Source organism: Nocardia sp. NPDC005745, assembly GCF_040630775.1.
Taxonomy (GTDB): domain Bacteria; phylum Actinomycetota; class Actinomycetes; order Mycobacteriales; family Mycobacteriaceae; genus Nocardia.
In genome coordinates, this window is record NZ_JBEXYF010000009.1 from 102,010 (window position 1) to 117,468 (window position 15,459).

A 15,459-nucleotide genomic window follows, 5' to 3' on the forward strand; every position below is an offset into this window, starting at 1 on the left:
GTCCGGCTCCTCGTCGGCAGTCCGGCAACTAATCCCGCGTCCGTACGACCTTCGCGGTGACCTCGTTGCGGAAGCGTAGCGAATTCTTGGCGTATTCGAGGGGGGCCATACCCACTTCCGTGGTGAACTCACGCGAGAAGTGCGCCTGGTCGAAATAACCGAGTTCCGCGGCCAACGTCGCGAGATCTTCGGTACGGCCCTTCGCCAGCAGATCGGCGCCGTCCTGCAACCGGTAGCGCCGCAGCACCCATTTCGGACCCGCGCCGACGTACCGGCGGAACATGCGCTGCAATGTACGGGCGGGCACATCGAATCGCTCGGCGATCTGATCGACCCTGGTCAGCTCCTGGTCGGTGGCCATGGCGTCGACGATGCGCAGCACCAAGTTATACGTAGGGTCCGCCACGGCGGGATGGTCCGCGAGGTAATCCTCGACGACAAGGCGGCGCCGCTCGGCGGTCGGCGCGTCGAACACCCGCTCGGTCAGGCCGGCGGCGTCGGGCAGTACGTCGCCGATGGGCACGGCGCGGTCGCGGAACGAGCCGACATCGAGGCCGGTGAACGCGCCGAACCCGCCCGCGCGGAAACGGATCCCGAACGTCTCCCCCTGCCCGCTGAGTTCACGTATGAATTTCGTCGTGACCACGCCGTTGACGAATCCGCCGGTGCGCGTCTCGGATCGCTCGAAGGTGACGTTCACGCTCGGGTAGGACAGCACCTCGGCTCGGTACGGCGGCCTGCCGCGCAGATCCCACTGCACCGCCCAGTACCACTCGACGTAGCGGTCCACCGCCGGGCTCGGCGGCAAGCGGAGGAGGGAGCGATGCTTCGCCTGCTCGTCCGGGTGCAGGATTCCCTTGGTGTCGGTGGGCGCGGCGGGGTTGCGGGCCTGCGGCGGCCCGGCGGCGGATTCGGCGCTAGGCGCCACGGTGTCGCTTTCTTACAAGACCCACCGGCCGCGACCGGCGAAAGTGGTGGGCATGACGAACACAGTGAATCCCATCGCCGACGGCTACCACTCGATCACCTGTTTTCTCGCGGTCGGCGACGGCAACAAAGCGATCGATTTCTACACCGCCGTCTTCGAGGCCGAGGTGATCACTCGCAACGACCTGCCCGATGGTCAGCCGGCGCACGCGGAACTGAAGATCGGCGATTCGACCCTGCAGATGGGGATGCCCATTCCAGACAACGGCGTCCTGGCACCGAACGGCGAGTGGGTGCACACCTCGATCGTGCACTACTGCCCGGACGTCGACGCGGTCGTGCGGCGCGCCGTCGAACACGGCGCCCGCAGCGTCGAGGAGCCCCAGACCTTTGTCACCGGTGATCGGTTCGCCGTGGTCATCGATCCCTTCGGCCACCGCTGGGCGGTGCTCACCAAGGTCGAGGACGTCTCGCGCGAAGAGGCCGAGCGCCGGGTGAACGAATGGATGGCCACCCAGTCCTGACGGCTCGGCTGCCTCCGCGGTTGGCCGGCGAACGGCCCGCGGAGGCAGCGCCGCTGCGATCCGGGTCAACTCAATCCGGCGGCGTCCATGCCGCGCAGTTCCTTCTTCAGGTCCGCGATCTCGTCGCGCAGACGTCCGGCGAGCTCGAACTGCAACTCTCGCGCGGCGTTCATCATCTGTGCCGTCAGTTCTTTGACGAGATCGGCGAGTTCGGCGCGCGGCATCGACTTGACGTCGCGGCCCTCGTACACACCCGCGCTCACCGCTCGTCCGGGCTCGCCTTGCGCACGCCTGCCGCGGCTGGCATTGCGGCCGGAGCCGCCGACCTCCACCTCGGTCTCGTCGGCCTCCCGGTACACCTGGTCGAGGATGTCGGCGATCTTCTTGCGCAGCGGCTGCGGATCGATGCCCATCTGCTCGTTGTAGGCGACCTGCTTCGCGCGGCGGCGCTCGGTCTCGTCGATCGCGAACTGCATGGAGTCGGTGATCTTGTCCGCGTACATGTGCACTTCGCCGGAGACGTTGCGCGCCGCGCGACCGATCGTCTGGATCAGCGCGGTGGTGCTGCGCAGGAATCCTTCCTTGTCGGCGTCGAGAATCGCCACCAGCGACACCTCGGGCAGGTCCAGGCCCTCGCGCAGCAGGTTGATGCCGACGAGCACGTCGTATTCGCCGAGTCGCAGCTGCCGCAGCAGCTCGACCCGTCGCAAGGTGTCGATCTCGGAGTGCAGGTAGCGCACCCGGACCCCCAACCCGAGCAGATAGTCGGTGAGATCCTCGGCCATCTTCTTCGTGAGCGTGGTGACCAGGACGCGCTCGTCGCGCTCGGTGCGTTGCCTGATCTCGTGGATCAGATCGTCGATCTGGCCCTTCGTCGGCTTCACCACGACCTTGGGGTCGACCAAGCCGGTCGGCCGGATGACCTGCTCGACCACCTCACCGCCGGTCTGACCGAGCTCGTAGGGGCCGGGGGTGGCCGACAGGTAGACCGTCTGCCCGATCCGATCGGCGAATTCTTCCCAGGTCAGCGGCCGGTTGTCCACCGCGGACGGCAGCCGGAAGCCGTATTCCACCAGATTGCGCTTGCGCGACATGTCGCCTTCGTACATACCACCGATCTGCGGAACGGTGTTGTGCGACTCGTCGATGACGAGCAGGAAGTCCTCCGGGAAGTAGTCCAGCAGCGTCGCGGGCGCCGAACCGGCAGGGCGGCCGTCGATGTGACGCGAATAGTTCTCGATGCCGGAGCAGAACCCGACCTGACGGATCATCTCCAGGTCGTACTGGGTGCGCATGCGCAGCCGCTGCGCCTCGAGCAATTTACCCTGGCGTTCCAGCTCGGCGAGCCGATCCTCGAGTTCGGCCTCGATATCGCGCACCGCGCGCTCCATGCGATCCGGCCCGGCTACGTAGTGGGTGGCGGGGAAGATCCGCAGCATGTCCACCTGGCGGACCACGTCACCGGTGAGCGGGTGCAAGTAGTACAGCGCTTCTATCTCGTCACCGAAGAACTCGATGCGGACGGCCAGCTCCTCGTAGGACGGGATGATCTCCACGGTGTCGCCGCGCACCCGGAACGAGCCACGGGTGAACGCCATGTCGTTGCGGGTGTACTGCACGTCGACCAGCAGCCGCAGCAGCGCGTCCCGGTCGATCTCGGAGCCGACCTGCAGTTGCACCGAGCGATCGAGATACGACTGCGGCGTGCCGAGGCCGTAGATGCACGACACCGAGGCGACCACCACCACATCGCGCCGGGACAGCAGGCTGGAGGTCGCCGAATGGCGCAGCCGCTCGACATCGTCGTTGATCGAGCTGTCCTTCTCGATGTAGGTGTCGGTCTGCGCGATGTACGCCTCGGGTTGGTAGTAGTCGTAGTAGGAGACGAAGTACTCGACGGCGTTGTGCGGGAGCATCTCGCGCAGTTCGTTGGCCAGCTGGGCGGCGAGCGTCTTGTTCGGCGCCATCACCAGCGCAGGCCGCTGCAACCGCTCGATCAGCCAGGCCGTGGTGGCCGACTTTCCGGTACCGGTGGCGCCGAGCAGCACCACGTCGCGCTCCCCCGCTTTGATCCTGCGCTCCAATTCGGCGATCGCGGCGGGCTGGTCTCCCGCAGGCTGGTGCTCGCTAACCACCTCGAACCGGCCGCCGACGCGCTCGATCTCGCCGACGGGGCGGAACTCCGAGTGCGCGAGCGGCTGCTCGGCCGCCCTGTCCTCGAAGCCCTCCGCCGGAATCTCGGTTGCGAATGCCATGCTCACCAGCGTAGGCCCACCCACCGACAGCTTTCCCGGGGTGGCGGGCGGGCCCGATTCCAGCGATTTCACGGGACCGAACCCGTCATGTGAAGCCGGTCACACTCGGAGTGGACGGCGATCTACGGCCGCCGGACGCGAGGACCGGGGACGAGTCTGCGCCTACCCGGAAAACCTGGCGCCACCCGAAACAAAGCGATACGCGACGGCGCGTCGTGGGTACACCGATTTCGAGTGCTACCAACCATTTTCGACGAAACGCTGCGGGCATACTCCCGATCACTCACGGTGGCAGGGGGTTACCGGATGCGAACGCGTTGCCGCCGGCGCGCCGACGGCCTCACAGCCGCGCGGAGCCCGCTCGGCGCATTCGGTTACATGTCCGAAATGTCCATTGCTGCAATAGGTTTCGTGTTCGAGAACAGCTTATCTCGAACCGCGCGGTGGCCCCGCGCCAGGTGTAACCTGATCTGGTTGTTCGGACGTGAGGAAGAGCCATGAGCGGTCTGATTCCATTGCTCGTCGCCGTGCCGGCCGTGACCGGCCTCGCCGGGTACGTCGCCAGAGACATCCGCGCGGTGGTTCCCTCCGTCGGCGGCGCCGCCACGGCCGCCCCACCGGGGCCACTCGCCGCGGCCGCCCCGGCGCCGCACCGGCCCAGGGTGGAATTCTTCAATCTGGCCGAACTCACCAATACCGACGCCAAGGGCTTCGTCCGCCCGGTCGAGCGTTTCCACGTCGAGCCGTGGGGCCTGTACATGGCGCGTCCGGTCGCCGGACCGGACTCGCACTACCTCGAATCCTGGTTGCTGCCAGGACTCTCGTTGCGGGCCACGCTGACGCGGACCAACCCGGCACACCATCGCGAACGTGTCTACCGCCTCGACATCGGGGAGTTCACCCGAGTCGGCCCGAAGCGCTGGAAGGCCGTCGATCACTACCTCGACATCGCCGTGCGCCCGCGCCACACCGCGGAACTCCTCGGGGTCGACGAGCTGCTGGCCGCGCATGCCGCCGGGCTGGTGGACACGGCGCAGGCGCACCGAGCGTTCGACCGGGCCACGGCGGTGCTGGACGGGCTGGCCGCGCACGATCACTGCGTGGAGGAGTGGCTGGCCACCCGCGGCATCACGCTCACCTGGATGTAGCCCGCCGATCACTCCATCGACTCGACGGGTCGAGAACGACGGTAGATTCTTGATGCATGACGCAGGCAATCGTCGACGTGCACCGCCCGAAGGTCGAGTACTTCAACATCGCGGATCTGACGAACACGGATCCGAAAGGCTTCGTGCGCCCGGTCGAGAAGTACCGCGTCGAGCCGTGGGGCCTGTACATGGCGCGCACGTCGGACCATCCGCAGTTCCACTACATCGAGTCCTGGCTGCTGCCGAAGCTGCACCTGCGCGCGACGGTCTTCCACTACCTCCCGGCGCATCGGCGCGACCAGGACTACTACCTCGACGTCGGTGATTTCACGACGGTGGCCCCGAAGAAGTGGAAGGCCGTCGATCACTATCTCGACATCATCGTGCGCTCCTCGCGCGACACCCAGCTGCTCGACGTCGACGAGCTGATCGCCGCGCACGCGGCGGGGCTGATCACCCTCGCCGACGCCGAGGCCGCCGTACAGCACGCGACCGCCGCCATCGACGGCATCGCCGCCAACGGCCACACCTTCGAGGGCTGGCTGGAGACCATGGACATCACCTTGACCTGGCTGTAGGCCCCCTGCGGGACGCTGCCCGCGCCGGTTCGCTCGTCGGGGCCTAGGACGCCGACGTGTCCCGCCAAGCAAGAGCCCTGGCATAGGCGGCGTCGAACCACGGCTCCTTGACGCCGAGGTAGGCGGCGGTCGCCTCCGCGCCCGTCAGCCCCGCCGCCTCGGCTTCGCCCTCGCGCTTGACGGCGAGGTACTCCGCGCGCGCCTCGTCGTCCGCGCGTAGCCAATCCCGCAGCAGCAGCGCGTACTGCTGCCCGGGCGAGCCCTCGGCACGCACGTGCACGTTGGCCAACCGGCCCGGGTCGGCGTTCTGGTGGAAACGTTTGGTCCACAGCGCGGTATCGACGCCCGCGGGGTCCTGCGGTGTCGGCTTGGGATTGTCCTGGGTGACCTCCGGCCGCACCGGGAATCCGGCCGCGCCGAGGGCGTCGCGCAAACCGTCGGCGGCGGCCAGATCGGCGACCGTGATCTGCAGATCGATCACGTCCTTGGCGGGCAACCCCGGTACCGAGGTGGACCCGACGTGGTCGATGCGCGACGCGGCGCTGCCGCAGGCGACCCACAGCCGGGCGATCAGCCGCTGCGCCTGCGCGGGCCAGGCCGGATCGGCGGGCACGAGCCGGATGCCGTCGCGGCGGGCGGGTGTCCCGGCACGCAGGTTGCGCTCGAACGGCACCAAACGCTCGGCCCACAGCCTGCGCACCTCGGCCTCGACGACACCGGGTGCGCCACTGTTGTCCAGCAACACATCGGCAACGGCTCGGCGTTGTTCATCGGTGGCCTGCGCCGAGATACGCGCCCGCGCATCGGCTTCGGCCACGCCGCGGAATTCCACCAGGCGGCGAATACGCGTTTCGACGTCGACGTCGACGATGAGCACGAGATTCATCAGCGGCGCGAGGCCGTTTTCCACCAGAAGCGGAATATCCTGCACCACAATGGCGTCCGCGGGCGCGGCCGAGATCAATTCCGCGGTGCGCTTTCCCACGAGCGGGTGGGTGATCGAATTCAGTTTCGCGCGCGCCGCGTCGTCACCGAAGGCCTTGGCCGCCAGTGCAGGCCGGTCGAGGCTGCCGTCCGCGGCGAGAATGTCGCCGCCGAACGCCTCGACCAGAGCGGCCAGCCCCTCGGTGCCCGGTTCGACCACCTCCCGGGCGATCAGGTCGGAGTCGATGACCACCGCGCCCAGGTCGGCGAGTGCCCGAGCCACCGTCGACTTCCCCGCGCCCATGCCTCCGGTGAGGCCGATTCGTAACATTCGACCAGTCTCGCATCCGGCCCGCGCGCGGGCATCCGCCGCCCCGATCGGGTTCCGACCCGCGGGAACGGAGGATCCGACCGATTACCCGATGGGCTCGCGCATTCCACCACCGGTGGCGCCATTTGCCCGATCCGTGACTGCGCCGAGACCGATTCGCAACAATTCCGGATGTTTACGGTTCGCCCCCGGCGACTTTCCGACACGCCGAGGCAATTACTCGGGCAAAATACTCTGCCCCGCAGTTTCGTTCCGCTAATCTTCGCCGTGGCGATCCAGGCCGACACCAGCGAAGCAAAGGAACACCATTGGGCACCAGAATCAACCAGACGGGTCGCCACCGCCTGGGCATGGCGGGGCGAGTGCACTGCATTCACATCCCTGCTGTCGCGGCGGCGCTCGCCGAGCACCGCCGCTCTTGGTTCACCGCGTTCATCAGTCCCGCGCGGCACAGTTTCGCCGCCATGCGGAACCGTCCGGCCGCACCCGCGGTCCGGTGGGTACCTGCTACCGCAAGCTGAACCCGAGTTCGAAGTGGCCCAGCCTCTCGCCAAGGCTGGGCCACTGTTTTGCGTGCCAGGAGCACGGTCGGGAATGAAGCAGAGCACCGTCCGACATCACCGTTCGTCGGCCGGCGAAATTTCACCGAAGAATTCCCATGACCGAGCGACGAGCACGCGGGGTATCGCCACGGTGACCGGACGGCGCGGGCGCTCGATTCCATTTCGGACGACAATCGCCGCGGGCGAGATAGTTCGCGCGCCCCCAGGACGATTTTCTCGCTAATCGCGGCACCGCGCGAAAGACCGCGAAACAGTGGGCATCGCCGTTCGCCATTTCGATGTGCGAGGTTTCGCATACCGCATACGAGCACGGGCGGCTGAGCCGTCGGGGAGCCCGGCATACACCGATGACGGCAAACTTCTGGACACAGCTACCGATCCGAGCTCATTTCCGCACCACTCGGCGGCCGGACGCCCGGGACGCTTCTCCTCCGGTGACCGCTCGGCGGCGACCAGACCGACCGGCTCAGCCGGTCGTCACCCGCCGCAGCAGCCCGTACAGCTGCTTGCGCTCCGCCTCGTCGAGCACGGCCAACGCGGGAACGTCGCCGAACACCTCCCGGTCGAGCGTTTTCCGGAGCTCCTCCCCACGGTCGGTGAGCGTCAACAGGCGCGCACGGCGATCGGACGGGTGAAGGCGCTCAGTATCGTCGCGGGGCTGTTCACCGATCCACGAGCACGCAGTCGCGCGCTGGGTATCTGGGCCGGCCTCGGCGGCCTGGCCGCCACGCTCGGCGTGGTGCTCTCCGGCGTCATCACCCAGTACGCGAGCTGGCGCTGGTGCTTCTTGATCAATGTGCCGATCGCGCTGGTCGCGCTGATCGCGATCCCCCGGCTGGTCACCTCGGAGGCACGCACGACCGTAAGCAGGCCACGCGTCGACGGGCTCGGCGCGGCCCTGATCACCGGTGCTGTCGCGGCCTTCGACCTCGGGCTGATCGACAGCGGCCGGACCGCCTGGCCGACTACGGCGTTGCGCCTGGGTGCCGGCCTGCTGCTGTTGATCGCGTTCGTCGTGCGCGAACGGCGCCACGAATCACCGCTGGTACCCCTGTCGTTCTTCCGGGATCGCGATCGCGCCGTCGCCAATACGGCCAATGTCATGTTCTGCTCGGCGATCCTGTCGATGCTGTTCTTCCTCACCCTCCATCTGCAGCAGGTCATGCACTACACCCTGGCTCGCACCGGCGCGGCATGGCTGCCGTTCTGCGCGTTGGTGATCGCGGGCTTCGCGACCTCGGCGACTCTGACCCCACGCCTGGGCGTGCGCACGGTACTGACCACCGCCATGGTCGCCTGCGGCCTCGGCATGCTCGCGCTGTCGCGCCTGTCACCAACCGATGGATATCTGGAGCTACTTCCGGGCATGCTGGTGGCCGGATTCGGCATGGGTTTGGCGTTCGTATCGATCACCATCGCCGCTGTCGGCGAAACCCACGAGGACATCACCGGTCTGGCCTCCGGACTGGTGACCACCACCCAACAACTCGGCGGCGCTTTCGGACTGGGGTTGCTCAGCACCCTCGCGATCCACCGGAGTACCGCGTCGCTGGCGTCGGGGAAGCCCGTGGAGGCCGCCCTCACTCAGGGTTTCCGGCTCGCGTTCGAAGCCGGCTCGGCGATCCTCGCCCTGGCGGCGCTGCTCGTCGGCGTCGGCATCACAGCCGGAGCCGGTACCGCACCGGCGCCGACTCGGTGACCCCGCGCCCTCGAGGCGCCGAATGTTCGCCGGAGGGCGGAGAGACCGACGACGAGGCATCCACGGGAAGCCTCGTCGAAGGTCCGCCCCCGCGCGAATCTCGGATCACGCTACCGTCGAGTGCAGCTGACGAGGAGGATTCGACAGACCCAGGGCGGTGTTGAGCCGGTAGGCCCCGCCCAGGCCGTGGAAGATCGCCATGCTCAGGCCGCCCAGGCCGATCCCAGCAGCGCCTGCCCAGGGATGACTCGGCAGGTGGGCCCAGGACGCGATCATCGCCGTCAGCAGCAGTCCGAGGAACCCGGCCACGGCGTTGCGGACCGGCGCGTTACCCGTCACGTTCGGGAACTCCTCCCCCATCATGCCTTTCACGAAGTGCGGAACGGCGTTCACCCCGAGGATCCCGGCGACCAGCGACAGGGCGACGGTGGACCACATCGGAACCACCTCACTTTCCAGTTCAGTCAACAGTTGTAGACCGAAACCTACCGCCGCGCGACTATTGAGTCAACAGACGTAGACTGAATTCATGGATTCGACCCCCACGCGCGCTCAGCAACGCCGGAATACCGAGAACCGGATCCTGGCGGCGGCGGGCAGGTTGTTCGCGGAGACCGGATACGACCGGACGACCATCCGGGCCGTCGCGACGGAGGCGGACACCGATCCCAGCCTGGTGATGCGCTATTTCGGGTCCAAGGAGAATCTGTTCGCCCGCGTCGCGGTATTCGCCGACGACCACCCGATAACCGGCACGCCGGAGCAGGTGGCCGAGCTCCTGCTCGACGCGCTCGCCATCAAACTGGCCGACCGGCCGGTCAACACCCTGGCGGCGATCCGCTCGATGCTCACCGTCCCGGAGGCCGCCGACGAGGTGCGCGCGGCCATGACCGCGCGCCAGCGCGAAGCGGCGGGAGAGCTCGCCGACGACGAGGCGGACCTGCGCGCCGGGTTGCTCGGAGCCCTGACCATCGGTGTGGTGATCGGCCGCCACCTGCTCGAACTCGACGGGCTGCGCGACGCGCCGCCGCAACGGATCATCGCTTTGCTGCGGAACGCTTTTCACGACATCGCACATGGCCCCACCGAGCCGGAGTCGCTCGCGACGGCACCGCAGGTCCGCTAGGTCACCGGCCCTCGCGGGGAGCCGCTACGGAGGCTCCGCGGACCCGCATGCACCCTCGGGTTCACCTAAAGCCCGAGCGAGCGGACCAGGTCGCGCATTTCGGCGCGGAAAAGCTTTGCCGGGTCCTGGGATTGCGGACGCAGATGGCCGTACACCTCGAGCGCGATCGGTCCGTGCATCCGGCCCCACATACGCAGCGCGAGGGCAAGTGCATCGGGAGGCAACTCCGGAAAGCCGGAGCGAACATGCGCGACCAGATCCGGGTCGAAGTCCGACCACGCGCAATCGTCGGCCGCCTGTGTCGCCGCGGCGTGGGGCCACGCGGCGGCCGCGAGACCGACCAGGCCGGTGCAGGCCCGCAATTCCGCCGCGGCGGCGGGCCCGCCCGGCGGCGGCCGATAACCGGCGACCGGATCCCCGTAGATGAGCCGGAATTCGGCGGGCCGCTGCACCGCCCACGCGCGCACAGCCTCTGCCCAAGCCATGATGCGACCGGCCGGATCCTCCACCGCCACGGCATCGCGCGCCGCTTCGAGCCGGTCGACCAGGGCGGTGTACACGTTCGAGATGAGAGCGGAGATCAGGTCGTCGCGGGTGGCGAAGTAGCCGTAGATCGCACCCGCCGTCATGCCCATCTCACGGGCGATGGCGCGCAACGAGATCGCGTCCGGCCCGCCCTCGGCGAGCAGCCGCATGGCGATCGTCTCGATGTCCTCCAGCGTCTGGGCGCGCAGGCGCTCCCGGCGACTTCTCACGATCTCGGCCACGGTTGACACCCTACAGTGTTCGACTACTATCTGCCGTATCCAAACTGAACGGCGTGTAGTAAATGAACAATGTTGAGGAGTGCTCATGGATATCGGGGTTTTCGGGGCAACCGGCGTCATCGGTTCCCGCGTCGTCACCGAAGCGGTGCGGCGGGGGCATCGGGTCACCGCCTTCACGCGCGACGCGGCACGCTTCCCGGCCCGGCGCGGGGAGGAGACGTGGGCGGTGGCCGATTGGCTGGACGCGGGCAGCATCGCGGACGCCATCGCCGGTCTCGACGTAGTCGTGAGCGCGGTGAACACCGGGCGCGGCATCGCCGACACCATTGCCTCGGCCGACAACTTCGTGGTGGGCGCGCGGGCGATGGTCGCCGCGCTGGACCGGCAGCCGCGCGTCCGGCTGATCACCGTGGGCGGGGCGGGCAGCTTGGAGGTCTCGCCGGGCACGCAATTGCTGGACACCGGCGCGCAATTCACTCGCACCCTCACCGAAGTCCTCGATGTGCCCGCGGAGTACGCCCAGGTGGTACGCGCGCTACGCGACGCGTTGAACATCTACCGGCTGTCCAACCGCAATTGGACCTACCTGAGCCCCTCCTCGGGGCGGATCAATCCCGGCGAACGCACCGGCCGCTTCCGGATCGGCGGCGATCAGCTCTTGGCCGGAGGCCCGGACATCTCCGCGGAAGACGTGGCCGTCGCGATCCTCGATGAAGCCGAGCTGCCGCGTTTCGTGCAGCGCCGCTTCACCGTCGGCTACTGAGCGGACGGACCGTACGCCGTTTCTGTCGGACCCCTGCGGCACAATAAACATGTCGGACGTCGATCTGGTTGCCACGCAATGTAATCCGCAACCCGAGAGATAGGGGCCCCCATGCCCGACGTCCAAGCTTCGACGCCCGACCCACGCGCCGTGGACCACGAGGAACTCGTGGCCTTCGCGGCGGAGATCGAGCGGCACCGGTCTCTGCTGCGCCACGCCGCGGAGGATTATCGGTGGCGCGTGGCCCAGCGGATCGAGCACTTGGACCCGTCGGACCAAGAGCCGTTCCTACGGCAGGCGGATCAATTCGTCGAGTCGCTGATGATCGACCCGATCCGGCACAGCACGCTGGATCTGGATGCCTACCGAGCCATCCGCGACGGCGTACCCGTGCGATTCGACGCCGAACGCCGGGCCTACGTGTTGCTCCGTCCGGAGCGGGATCCGCTGGTGATCCGCCCCGGATTGCCGGAGCATCGGCTGGGCGTCATCGCCCGGCTGGCCTCGCTCGGTTTGCGGCTGGAGCAGATTCAGGTCGTCGCGCTCACCACTGCGCAGATGGTCGCGCCACATGAGGCGGCGCGGCGGCCCGCCCACGCGCCACAAGTCAATCGCGGCACCACGAAACCCTCGCGCCGCGAGAACGTCTGAAGGCCGCAGCGGAAACGACTGTGCCCCAACCGGATTCCGGTTGGGGCACAGTCGTTCGGACTATTGCCTATCAGGCGTTGCCGGACAGCTTCTCACGCAGAGCCGCCAGCTGGGCGTCGCTCGCCAGCGAACCGCCGGCGGACTCGGCCTGGCGCTCGGAGGACTGCGAACCGCTCTCGGAGGAGTAGTTCGACGCGCCGCTGCCGTTCGCGGCCTCGGCCGCGGCGTCGGCCGCCATCTTCTCCATCTGCGCGGTGTGCATCTTGTGGCGACGCTCCGCCTCGGCGTAGCGGCCTTCCCACTCTTCGCGCTGCTTGTCGAAGCCCTCGAGCCACTCGTTGGTGTCGGGATCGAAGCCCTCGGGGAAGATGTAGTTGCCCTGCTCGTCGTAGCTGTCGGCCATGCCGTACTTCGACGGGTCGAACTCGGCGTGGTAGTCCTCGTTGGCCTGCTTGAGGCTCAGCGAGATCCGGCGACGCTCCAGGTCGATGTCGATGACCTTGACCATCGCGTCGTCGCCGACGGCCACGACCTGGTCCGGCACCTCGACGTGGCGCTCGGCCAGCTCGGAGATGTGCACCAGGCCCTCGATGCCCTCCTCGACGCGGACGAACGCGCCGAACGGAACGAGCTTGGTGACCTTGCCCGGCACGATCTGGCCGATCGCGTGGGTGCGGGCGAACTGACGCCACGGGTCTTCCTGGGTCGCCTTGAGCGACAGCGAGACCCGCTCGCGGTCCAGATCGACGTCGAGCACCTCGACGGTGACCTCGTTGCCGACCTCGACGACCTCGGACGGGTGGTCGATGTGCTTCCAGGACAGCTCGGAGACGTGCACCAGACCGTCCACGCCGCCCAGGTCGACGAAGGCGCCGAAGTTGACGATCGAGGAGACCACACCCTTGCGGACCTGGCCCTTCTGCAGCTGGTGCAGGAACTCGCTGCGGACCTCGGACTGGGTCTGCTCCAGCCAGGCGCGGCGGGACAGCACCACGTTGTTGCGGTTCTTGTCCAGCTCGATGATCTTGGCCTCGATCTCCTTGCCGACGTACGGCTGGAGATCGCGGACCCGGCGCATCTCGACCAGCGACGCGGGCAGGAAGCCGCGCAGGCCGATGTCGAGGATCAGGCCGCCCTTGACGACCTCGATGACGGTGCCCTTGACGGCCTCGTCCTTCTCCTTGAGCTCCTCGATGGTGCCCCACGCACGCTCGTACTGCGCCCGCTTCTTCGACAGGATCAGGCGGCCTTCCTTGTCCTCCTTCGTGAGAACAAGGGCCTCGACCTCATCACCCACGGAAACGACCTCATTGGGGTCGACATCGTGCTTGATGGAGAGTTCGCGAGAGGGGATGACGCCTTCGGTCTTGTAACCGATGTCGAGCAGGACCTCGTCGCGATCGACCTTGACGATGGTTCCTTCGACGATGTCGCCGTCGTTGAAGTACTTGATCGTGGCGTCGATGGCGGCGAGGAAATCCTCGGCGGAGCCGATGTCGTTGACGGCTACCTGCGGCGAGGTGACGGTGGTGGGCATATGTCGGTTTGCTCCGGACGGATTGTGGTCGGTTGCGGACATTGGAACTTTCGGTACGCTGCGATCTCACCGCGAGGTGTGAAGACGGACACTTAGGAACGTACCGCACGCGACGCGCGTGAAACTCAGCACGGGTTGAACTTCGGTACGGTTGTACGGAAGACACTCGCGCGTTCAGCGTACGCGACCTCGGTCCGGGCGAGCAAACCGTCGGGTCGCCACGCCGATAGTCTGATCGGCGTGTCGGAAGATCGCCATGCGCAAGCAAACGCACTGCTCGGAACGACGGGCATCGCGCGGACCCGGATCGGATCGGCGGCCAGCAAGCTGGCCAGCCGGCGGTGGTGGGACGCCGACGCCGCCCAATACCACGAGACGCACGCGGAGTTCCTCGGCGTGGACTCCCCCGGCGGCGAGTTCGTGTGGTGCCCGGAGGGCCTGCACGAGGGCGATATGCGATTCCTCGGCGACGTCACCGGCAAACTGGTGCTGGAGATCGGCTGCGGCTCGGCCCCGTGCGCTCGCTGGCTGGCCGGGCAGGGCGCGCGGCCGGTCGGACTCGACCTGTCGCGCGGCATGCTCGAGCGGGGCCTGGCGGTGATGGAGCGCGGCGGCCCTCGGGTGCCGTTGGTGCAGGCGGACGCCGAGGCTCTTCCGTTCGCGGACGCGTCGTTCGATCTGGCCTGCTCGGCGTTCGGCGCCGTGCCGTTCGTCGCCGACTCCGCGCTGGTGATGCGGGAGGTCGGGCGGGTGCTGCGGCCGGGCGGGCGCTGGGTCTTCTCGGTGAACCACCCGATGCGCTGGATCTTCCCGGACGATCCCGGTCCGGCGGGCCTGACCGCCACCATCCCGTACTTCGACCGCACTCCGTACGTGGAGGTCGACGGCGACGACGTGCCCACCTACGTCGAGCACCACCGGACGATCGGCGACCGGGTCCGGGAGATCGTCGCGGCGGGACTGGTGGTGGAGGACATCGTCGAGCCGGAATGGCCGGAATGGCTCGACCGGGAATGGGGACAGTGGAGCCCGCTGCGCGGCGAGCTGTTCCCCGGCACGGCGATCTTCGTCACGAGGAAGCCCGGACGGTGAGGCGACGATCGTCGACCAGCTCGAGGAGGGAGACCTCATGGCTGACCAGCAGCATCTGCGTCGCCGGCAGGTCGATGAGCTTGCGCAAGCCGTCCCGGAAGGCTTCGGCCTCCGCCACGGTGTCGAAGTCGAGTTCGACGAGCACCCGGTTCGGGTTGTGCGCGAATCGGGCCACTCGGCAGTTGCGGGCTCCCGCCTGCACGAAGTATCGCTCGAGACCGTCGAACGCCGGCTTCCACGAGTCGAAGTCGCGCACGGTGTCGTCGATGTGCACAATCGTGGTCATCATTGCCCCTTTCGGTGATCGCCCCTTTCGGTGCGGACAGCCGGACAGTCGCTGACACCTAGCCAGTCTTCGCGCCCTCGGGCCGGGGCACCATCTCTGCTCGGTCTCGAGGTCGTGTCACTGCGACTTCGGTTTGCGCCCGGCCTGCTCCAGCGCCAGACGCAGCGCGTACTCGATCTGGGCGTTGATACTGCGCAGGTCGTCGGCCGCCCACTTCGCGATGGCGTCGTGGACGGCCGGGTCCAGGCGTAGCAGCAGCTTCTTGCGCTCAGCCATGGGCCGCCCGCC

Annotated in this window: 17 protein-coding genes; 8 read left to right on the forward strand and 9 right to left on the reverse strand. The window is 67.8% G+C overall.

The features are described from left to right. Positions 1-28: 28 nt before the first annotated feature. The gene (locus ABZ420_RS12210; protein ID WP_357120748.1) at positions 29-928 is read right to left on the reverse strand and encodes a helix-turn-helix domain-containing protein; all 900 of its coding nucleotides are present in this window, start codon (positions 926-928) and stop codon (positions 29-31) included. A 52-nt stretch (positions 929-980) separates the two neighbouring features. On the opposite strand from ABZ420_RS12210, the gene ABZ420_RS12215 reads away from it, so the two are divergent. Further along, on the forward strand, positions 981-1,451 hold the full coding sequence (locus tag ABZ420_RS12215) for a VOC family protein (RefSeq protein WP_040866102.1): 471 nt from the start codon (positions 981-983) through the stop codon (positions 1,449-1,451). A 65-nt stretch (positions 1,452-1,516) separates the two neighbouring features. Here the strand turns inward: ABZ420_RS12215 and uvrB are convergent, their stop codons facing one another. Then, on the reverse strand, positions 1,517-3,706 hold the full coding sequence (uvrB, locus tag ABZ420_RS12220) for an excinuclease ABC subunit UvrB (protein ID WP_357120751.1): 2,190 nt from the start codon (positions 3,704-3,706) through the stop codon (positions 1,517-1,519). Between the two features lie 497 nt (positions 3,707-4,203). On the opposite strand from uvrB, the gene ABZ420_RS12225 reads away from it, so the two are divergent. Both ABZ420_RS12225 and ABZ420_RS12230 read left to right on the forward strand, forming a co-directional pair. Continuing rightward, positions 4,204-4,854, forward strand: coding sequence for a DUF402 domain-containing protein (locus ABZ420_RS12225; protein ID WP_357120754.1), 651 nt, complete (start codon positions 4,204-4,206; stop codon positions 4,852-4,854). A gap of 56 nt (positions 4,855-4,910) precedes the next feature. Next, positions 4,911-5,432 (forward strand): DUF402 domain-containing protein, encoded by a 522-nt coding sequence (locus tag ABZ420_RS12230; protein ID WP_357120757.1) that lies wholly within the window; start codon positions 4,911-4,913, stop codon positions 5,430-5,432. A 43-nt stretch (positions 5,433-5,475) separates the two neighbouring features. Here the strand turns inward: ABZ420_RS12230 and coaE are convergent, their stop codons facing one another. Continuing rightward, positions 5,476-6,687: a dephospho-CoA kinase gene (gene coaE / locus ABZ420_RS12235; protein ID WP_357120760.1), complete on the reverse strand. Its 1,212-nt coding sequence runs from the start codon at positions 6,685-6,687 to the stop codon at positions 5,476-5,478. 1,029 nt (positions 6,688-7,716) lie between these two features. After that, positions 7,717-7,857, reverse strand: coding sequence for a hypothetical protein (locus tag ABZ420_RS12240; protein ID WP_357120763.1), 141 nt, complete (start codon positions 7,855-7,857; stop codon positions 7,717-7,719). 24 nt (positions 7,858-7,881) lie between these two features. On the opposite strand from ABZ420_RS12240, the gene ABZ420_RS12245 reads away from it, so the two are divergent. Beyond that, complete coding sequence (locus tag ABZ420_RS12245; protein ID WP_357120766.1) at positions 7,882-8,949, forward strand: MFS transporter; 1,068 nt, start codon at positions 7,882-7,884, stop codon at positions 8,947-8,949. Between the two features lie 105 nt (positions 8,950-9,054). On the opposite strand, the gene ABZ420_RS12250 is transcribed toward ABZ420_RS12245, so the two are convergent. After that, entirely contained in the window at positions 9,055-9,387 is a 333-nt protein-coding gene (locus tag ABZ420_RS12250; protein ID WP_357120769.1) for a hypothetical protein, read from the reverse strand. Between the two features lie 91 nt (positions 9,388-9,478). On the opposite strand from ABZ420_RS12250, the gene ABZ420_RS12255 reads away from it, so the two are divergent. Continuing rightward, entirely contained in the window at positions 9,479-10,075 is a 597-nt protein-coding gene (locus ABZ420_RS12255; protein WP_357120772.1) for a TetR family transcriptional regulator, read from the forward strand. A 65-nt stretch (positions 10,076-10,140) separates the two neighbouring features. Here ABZ420_RS12255 and ABZ420_RS12260 read toward each other — a convergent pair whose 3' ends face one another. After that, a complete protein-coding gene (locus ABZ420_RS12260; protein ID WP_357120775.1) occupies positions 10,141-10,842 on the reverse strand; it encodes a TetR/AcrR family transcriptional regulator in 702 nt (233 codons plus the stop codon). An 85-nt stretch (positions 10,843-10,927) separates the two neighbouring features. Between ABZ420_RS12260 and ABZ420_RS12265 the strand changes: the two genes are divergently transcribed. Both ABZ420_RS12265 and ABZ420_RS12270 read left to right on the forward strand, forming a co-directional pair. Then, positions 10,928-11,605, forward strand: a complete 678-nt coding sequence (locus tag ABZ420_RS12265; RefSeq protein ID WP_357120778.1) for an NAD(P)H-binding protein — start codon at positions 10,928-10,930, stop codon at positions 11,603-11,605. Between the two features lie 111 nt (positions 11,606-11,716). Continuing rightward, positions 11,717-12,256 (forward strand): hypothetical protein, encoded by a 540-nt coding sequence (locus ABZ420_RS12270; RefSeq protein WP_357120781.1) that lies wholly within the window; start codon positions 11,717-11,719, stop codon positions 12,254-12,256. Between the two features lie 70 nt (positions 12,257-12,326). Here ABZ420_RS12270 and rpsA read toward each other — a convergent pair whose 3' ends face one another. Next, complete coding sequence (gene rpsA, locus ABZ420_RS12275; protein WP_357120784.1) at positions 12,327-13,793, reverse strand: 30S ribosomal protein S1; 1,467 nt, start codon at positions 13,791-13,793, stop codon at positions 12,327-12,329. Positions 13,794-14,033: 240 nt separating this feature from the next. Between rpsA and ABZ420_RS12280 the strand changes: the two genes are divergently transcribed. Then, positions 14,034-14,885, forward strand: a complete 852-nt coding sequence (locus ABZ420_RS12280; RefSeq protein ID WP_357120786.1) for a class I SAM-dependent methyltransferase — start codon at positions 14,034-14,036, stop codon at positions 14,883-14,885. On the opposite strand, the gene ABZ420_RS12285 is transcribed toward ABZ420_RS12280, so the two are convergent. Both ABZ420_RS12285 and ABZ420_RS12290 read right to left on the reverse strand, forming a co-directional pair. Continuing rightward, the gene (locus ABZ420_RS12285; protein WP_357120789.1) at positions 14,863-15,171 is read right to left on the reverse strand and encodes a hypothetical protein; all 309 of its coding nucleotides are present in this window, start codon (positions 15,169-15,171) and stop codon (positions 14,863-14,865) included. The two genes, ABZ420_RS12280 and ABZ420_RS12285, sit on opposite strands and share 23 nt — an antisense overlap. Before the next feature lie 117 nt (positions 15,172-15,288). Further along, positions 15,289-15,447, reverse strand: coding sequence for a hypothetical protein (locus ABZ420_RS12290; protein ID WP_168434213.1), 159 nt, complete (start codon positions 15,445-15,447; stop codon positions 15,289-15,291). Positions 15,448-15,459 lie beyond the last annotated feature (12 nt).

Coding starts and splice junctions, on each gene's coding strand:
- ABZ420_RS12255 (WP_357120772.1), top strand. CDS start 9,479: ATGGATTCGACCCCCACGCGCGCTCAGCAACGCCGGAATACCGAGAAC.
- ABZ420_RS12290 (WP_168434213.1), bottom strand. CDS start 15,447: ATGGCTGAGCGCAAGAAGCTGCTGCTACGCCTGGACCCGGCCGTCCAC.
- uvrB (WP_357120751.1), bottom strand. CDS start 3,706: ATGGCATTCGCAACCGAGATTCCGGCGGAGGGCTTCGAGGACAGGGCG.
- ABZ420_RS12270 (WP_357120781.1), top strand. CDS start 11,717: ATGCCCGACGTCCAAGCTTCGACGCCCGACCCACGCGCCGTGGACCAC.
- ABZ420_RS12225 (WP_357120754.1), top strand. CDS start 4,204: ATGAGCGGTCTGATTCCATTGCTCGTCGCCGTGCCGGCCGTGACCGGC.
- ABZ420_RS12230 (WP_357120757.1), top strand. CDS start 4,911: ATGACGCAGGCAATCGTCGACGTGCACCGCCCGAAGGTCGAGTACTTC.
- ABZ420_RS12250 (WP_357120769.1), bottom strand. CDS start 9,387: ATGTGGTCCACCGTCGCCCTGTCGCTGGTCGCCGGGATCCTCGGGGTG.
- ABZ420_RS12215 (WP_040866102.1), top strand. CDS start 981: ATGACGAACACAGTGAATCCCATCGCCGACGGCTACCACTCGATCACC.
- ABZ420_RS12265 (WP_357120778.1), top strand. CDS start 10,928: ATGGATATCGGGGTTTTCGGGGCAACCGGCGTCATCGGTTCCCGCGTC.
- rpsA (WP_357120784.1), bottom strand. CDS start 13,793: ATGCCCACCACCGTCACCTCGCCGCAGGTAGCCGTCAACGACATCGGC.
- ABZ420_RS12285 (WP_357120789.1), bottom strand. CDS start 15,171: ATGACCACGATTGTGCACATCGACGACACCGTGCGCGACTTCGACTCG.
- coaE (WP_357120760.1), bottom strand. CDS start 6,687: ATGTTACGAATCGGCCTCACCGGAGGCATGGGCGCGGGGAAGTCGACG.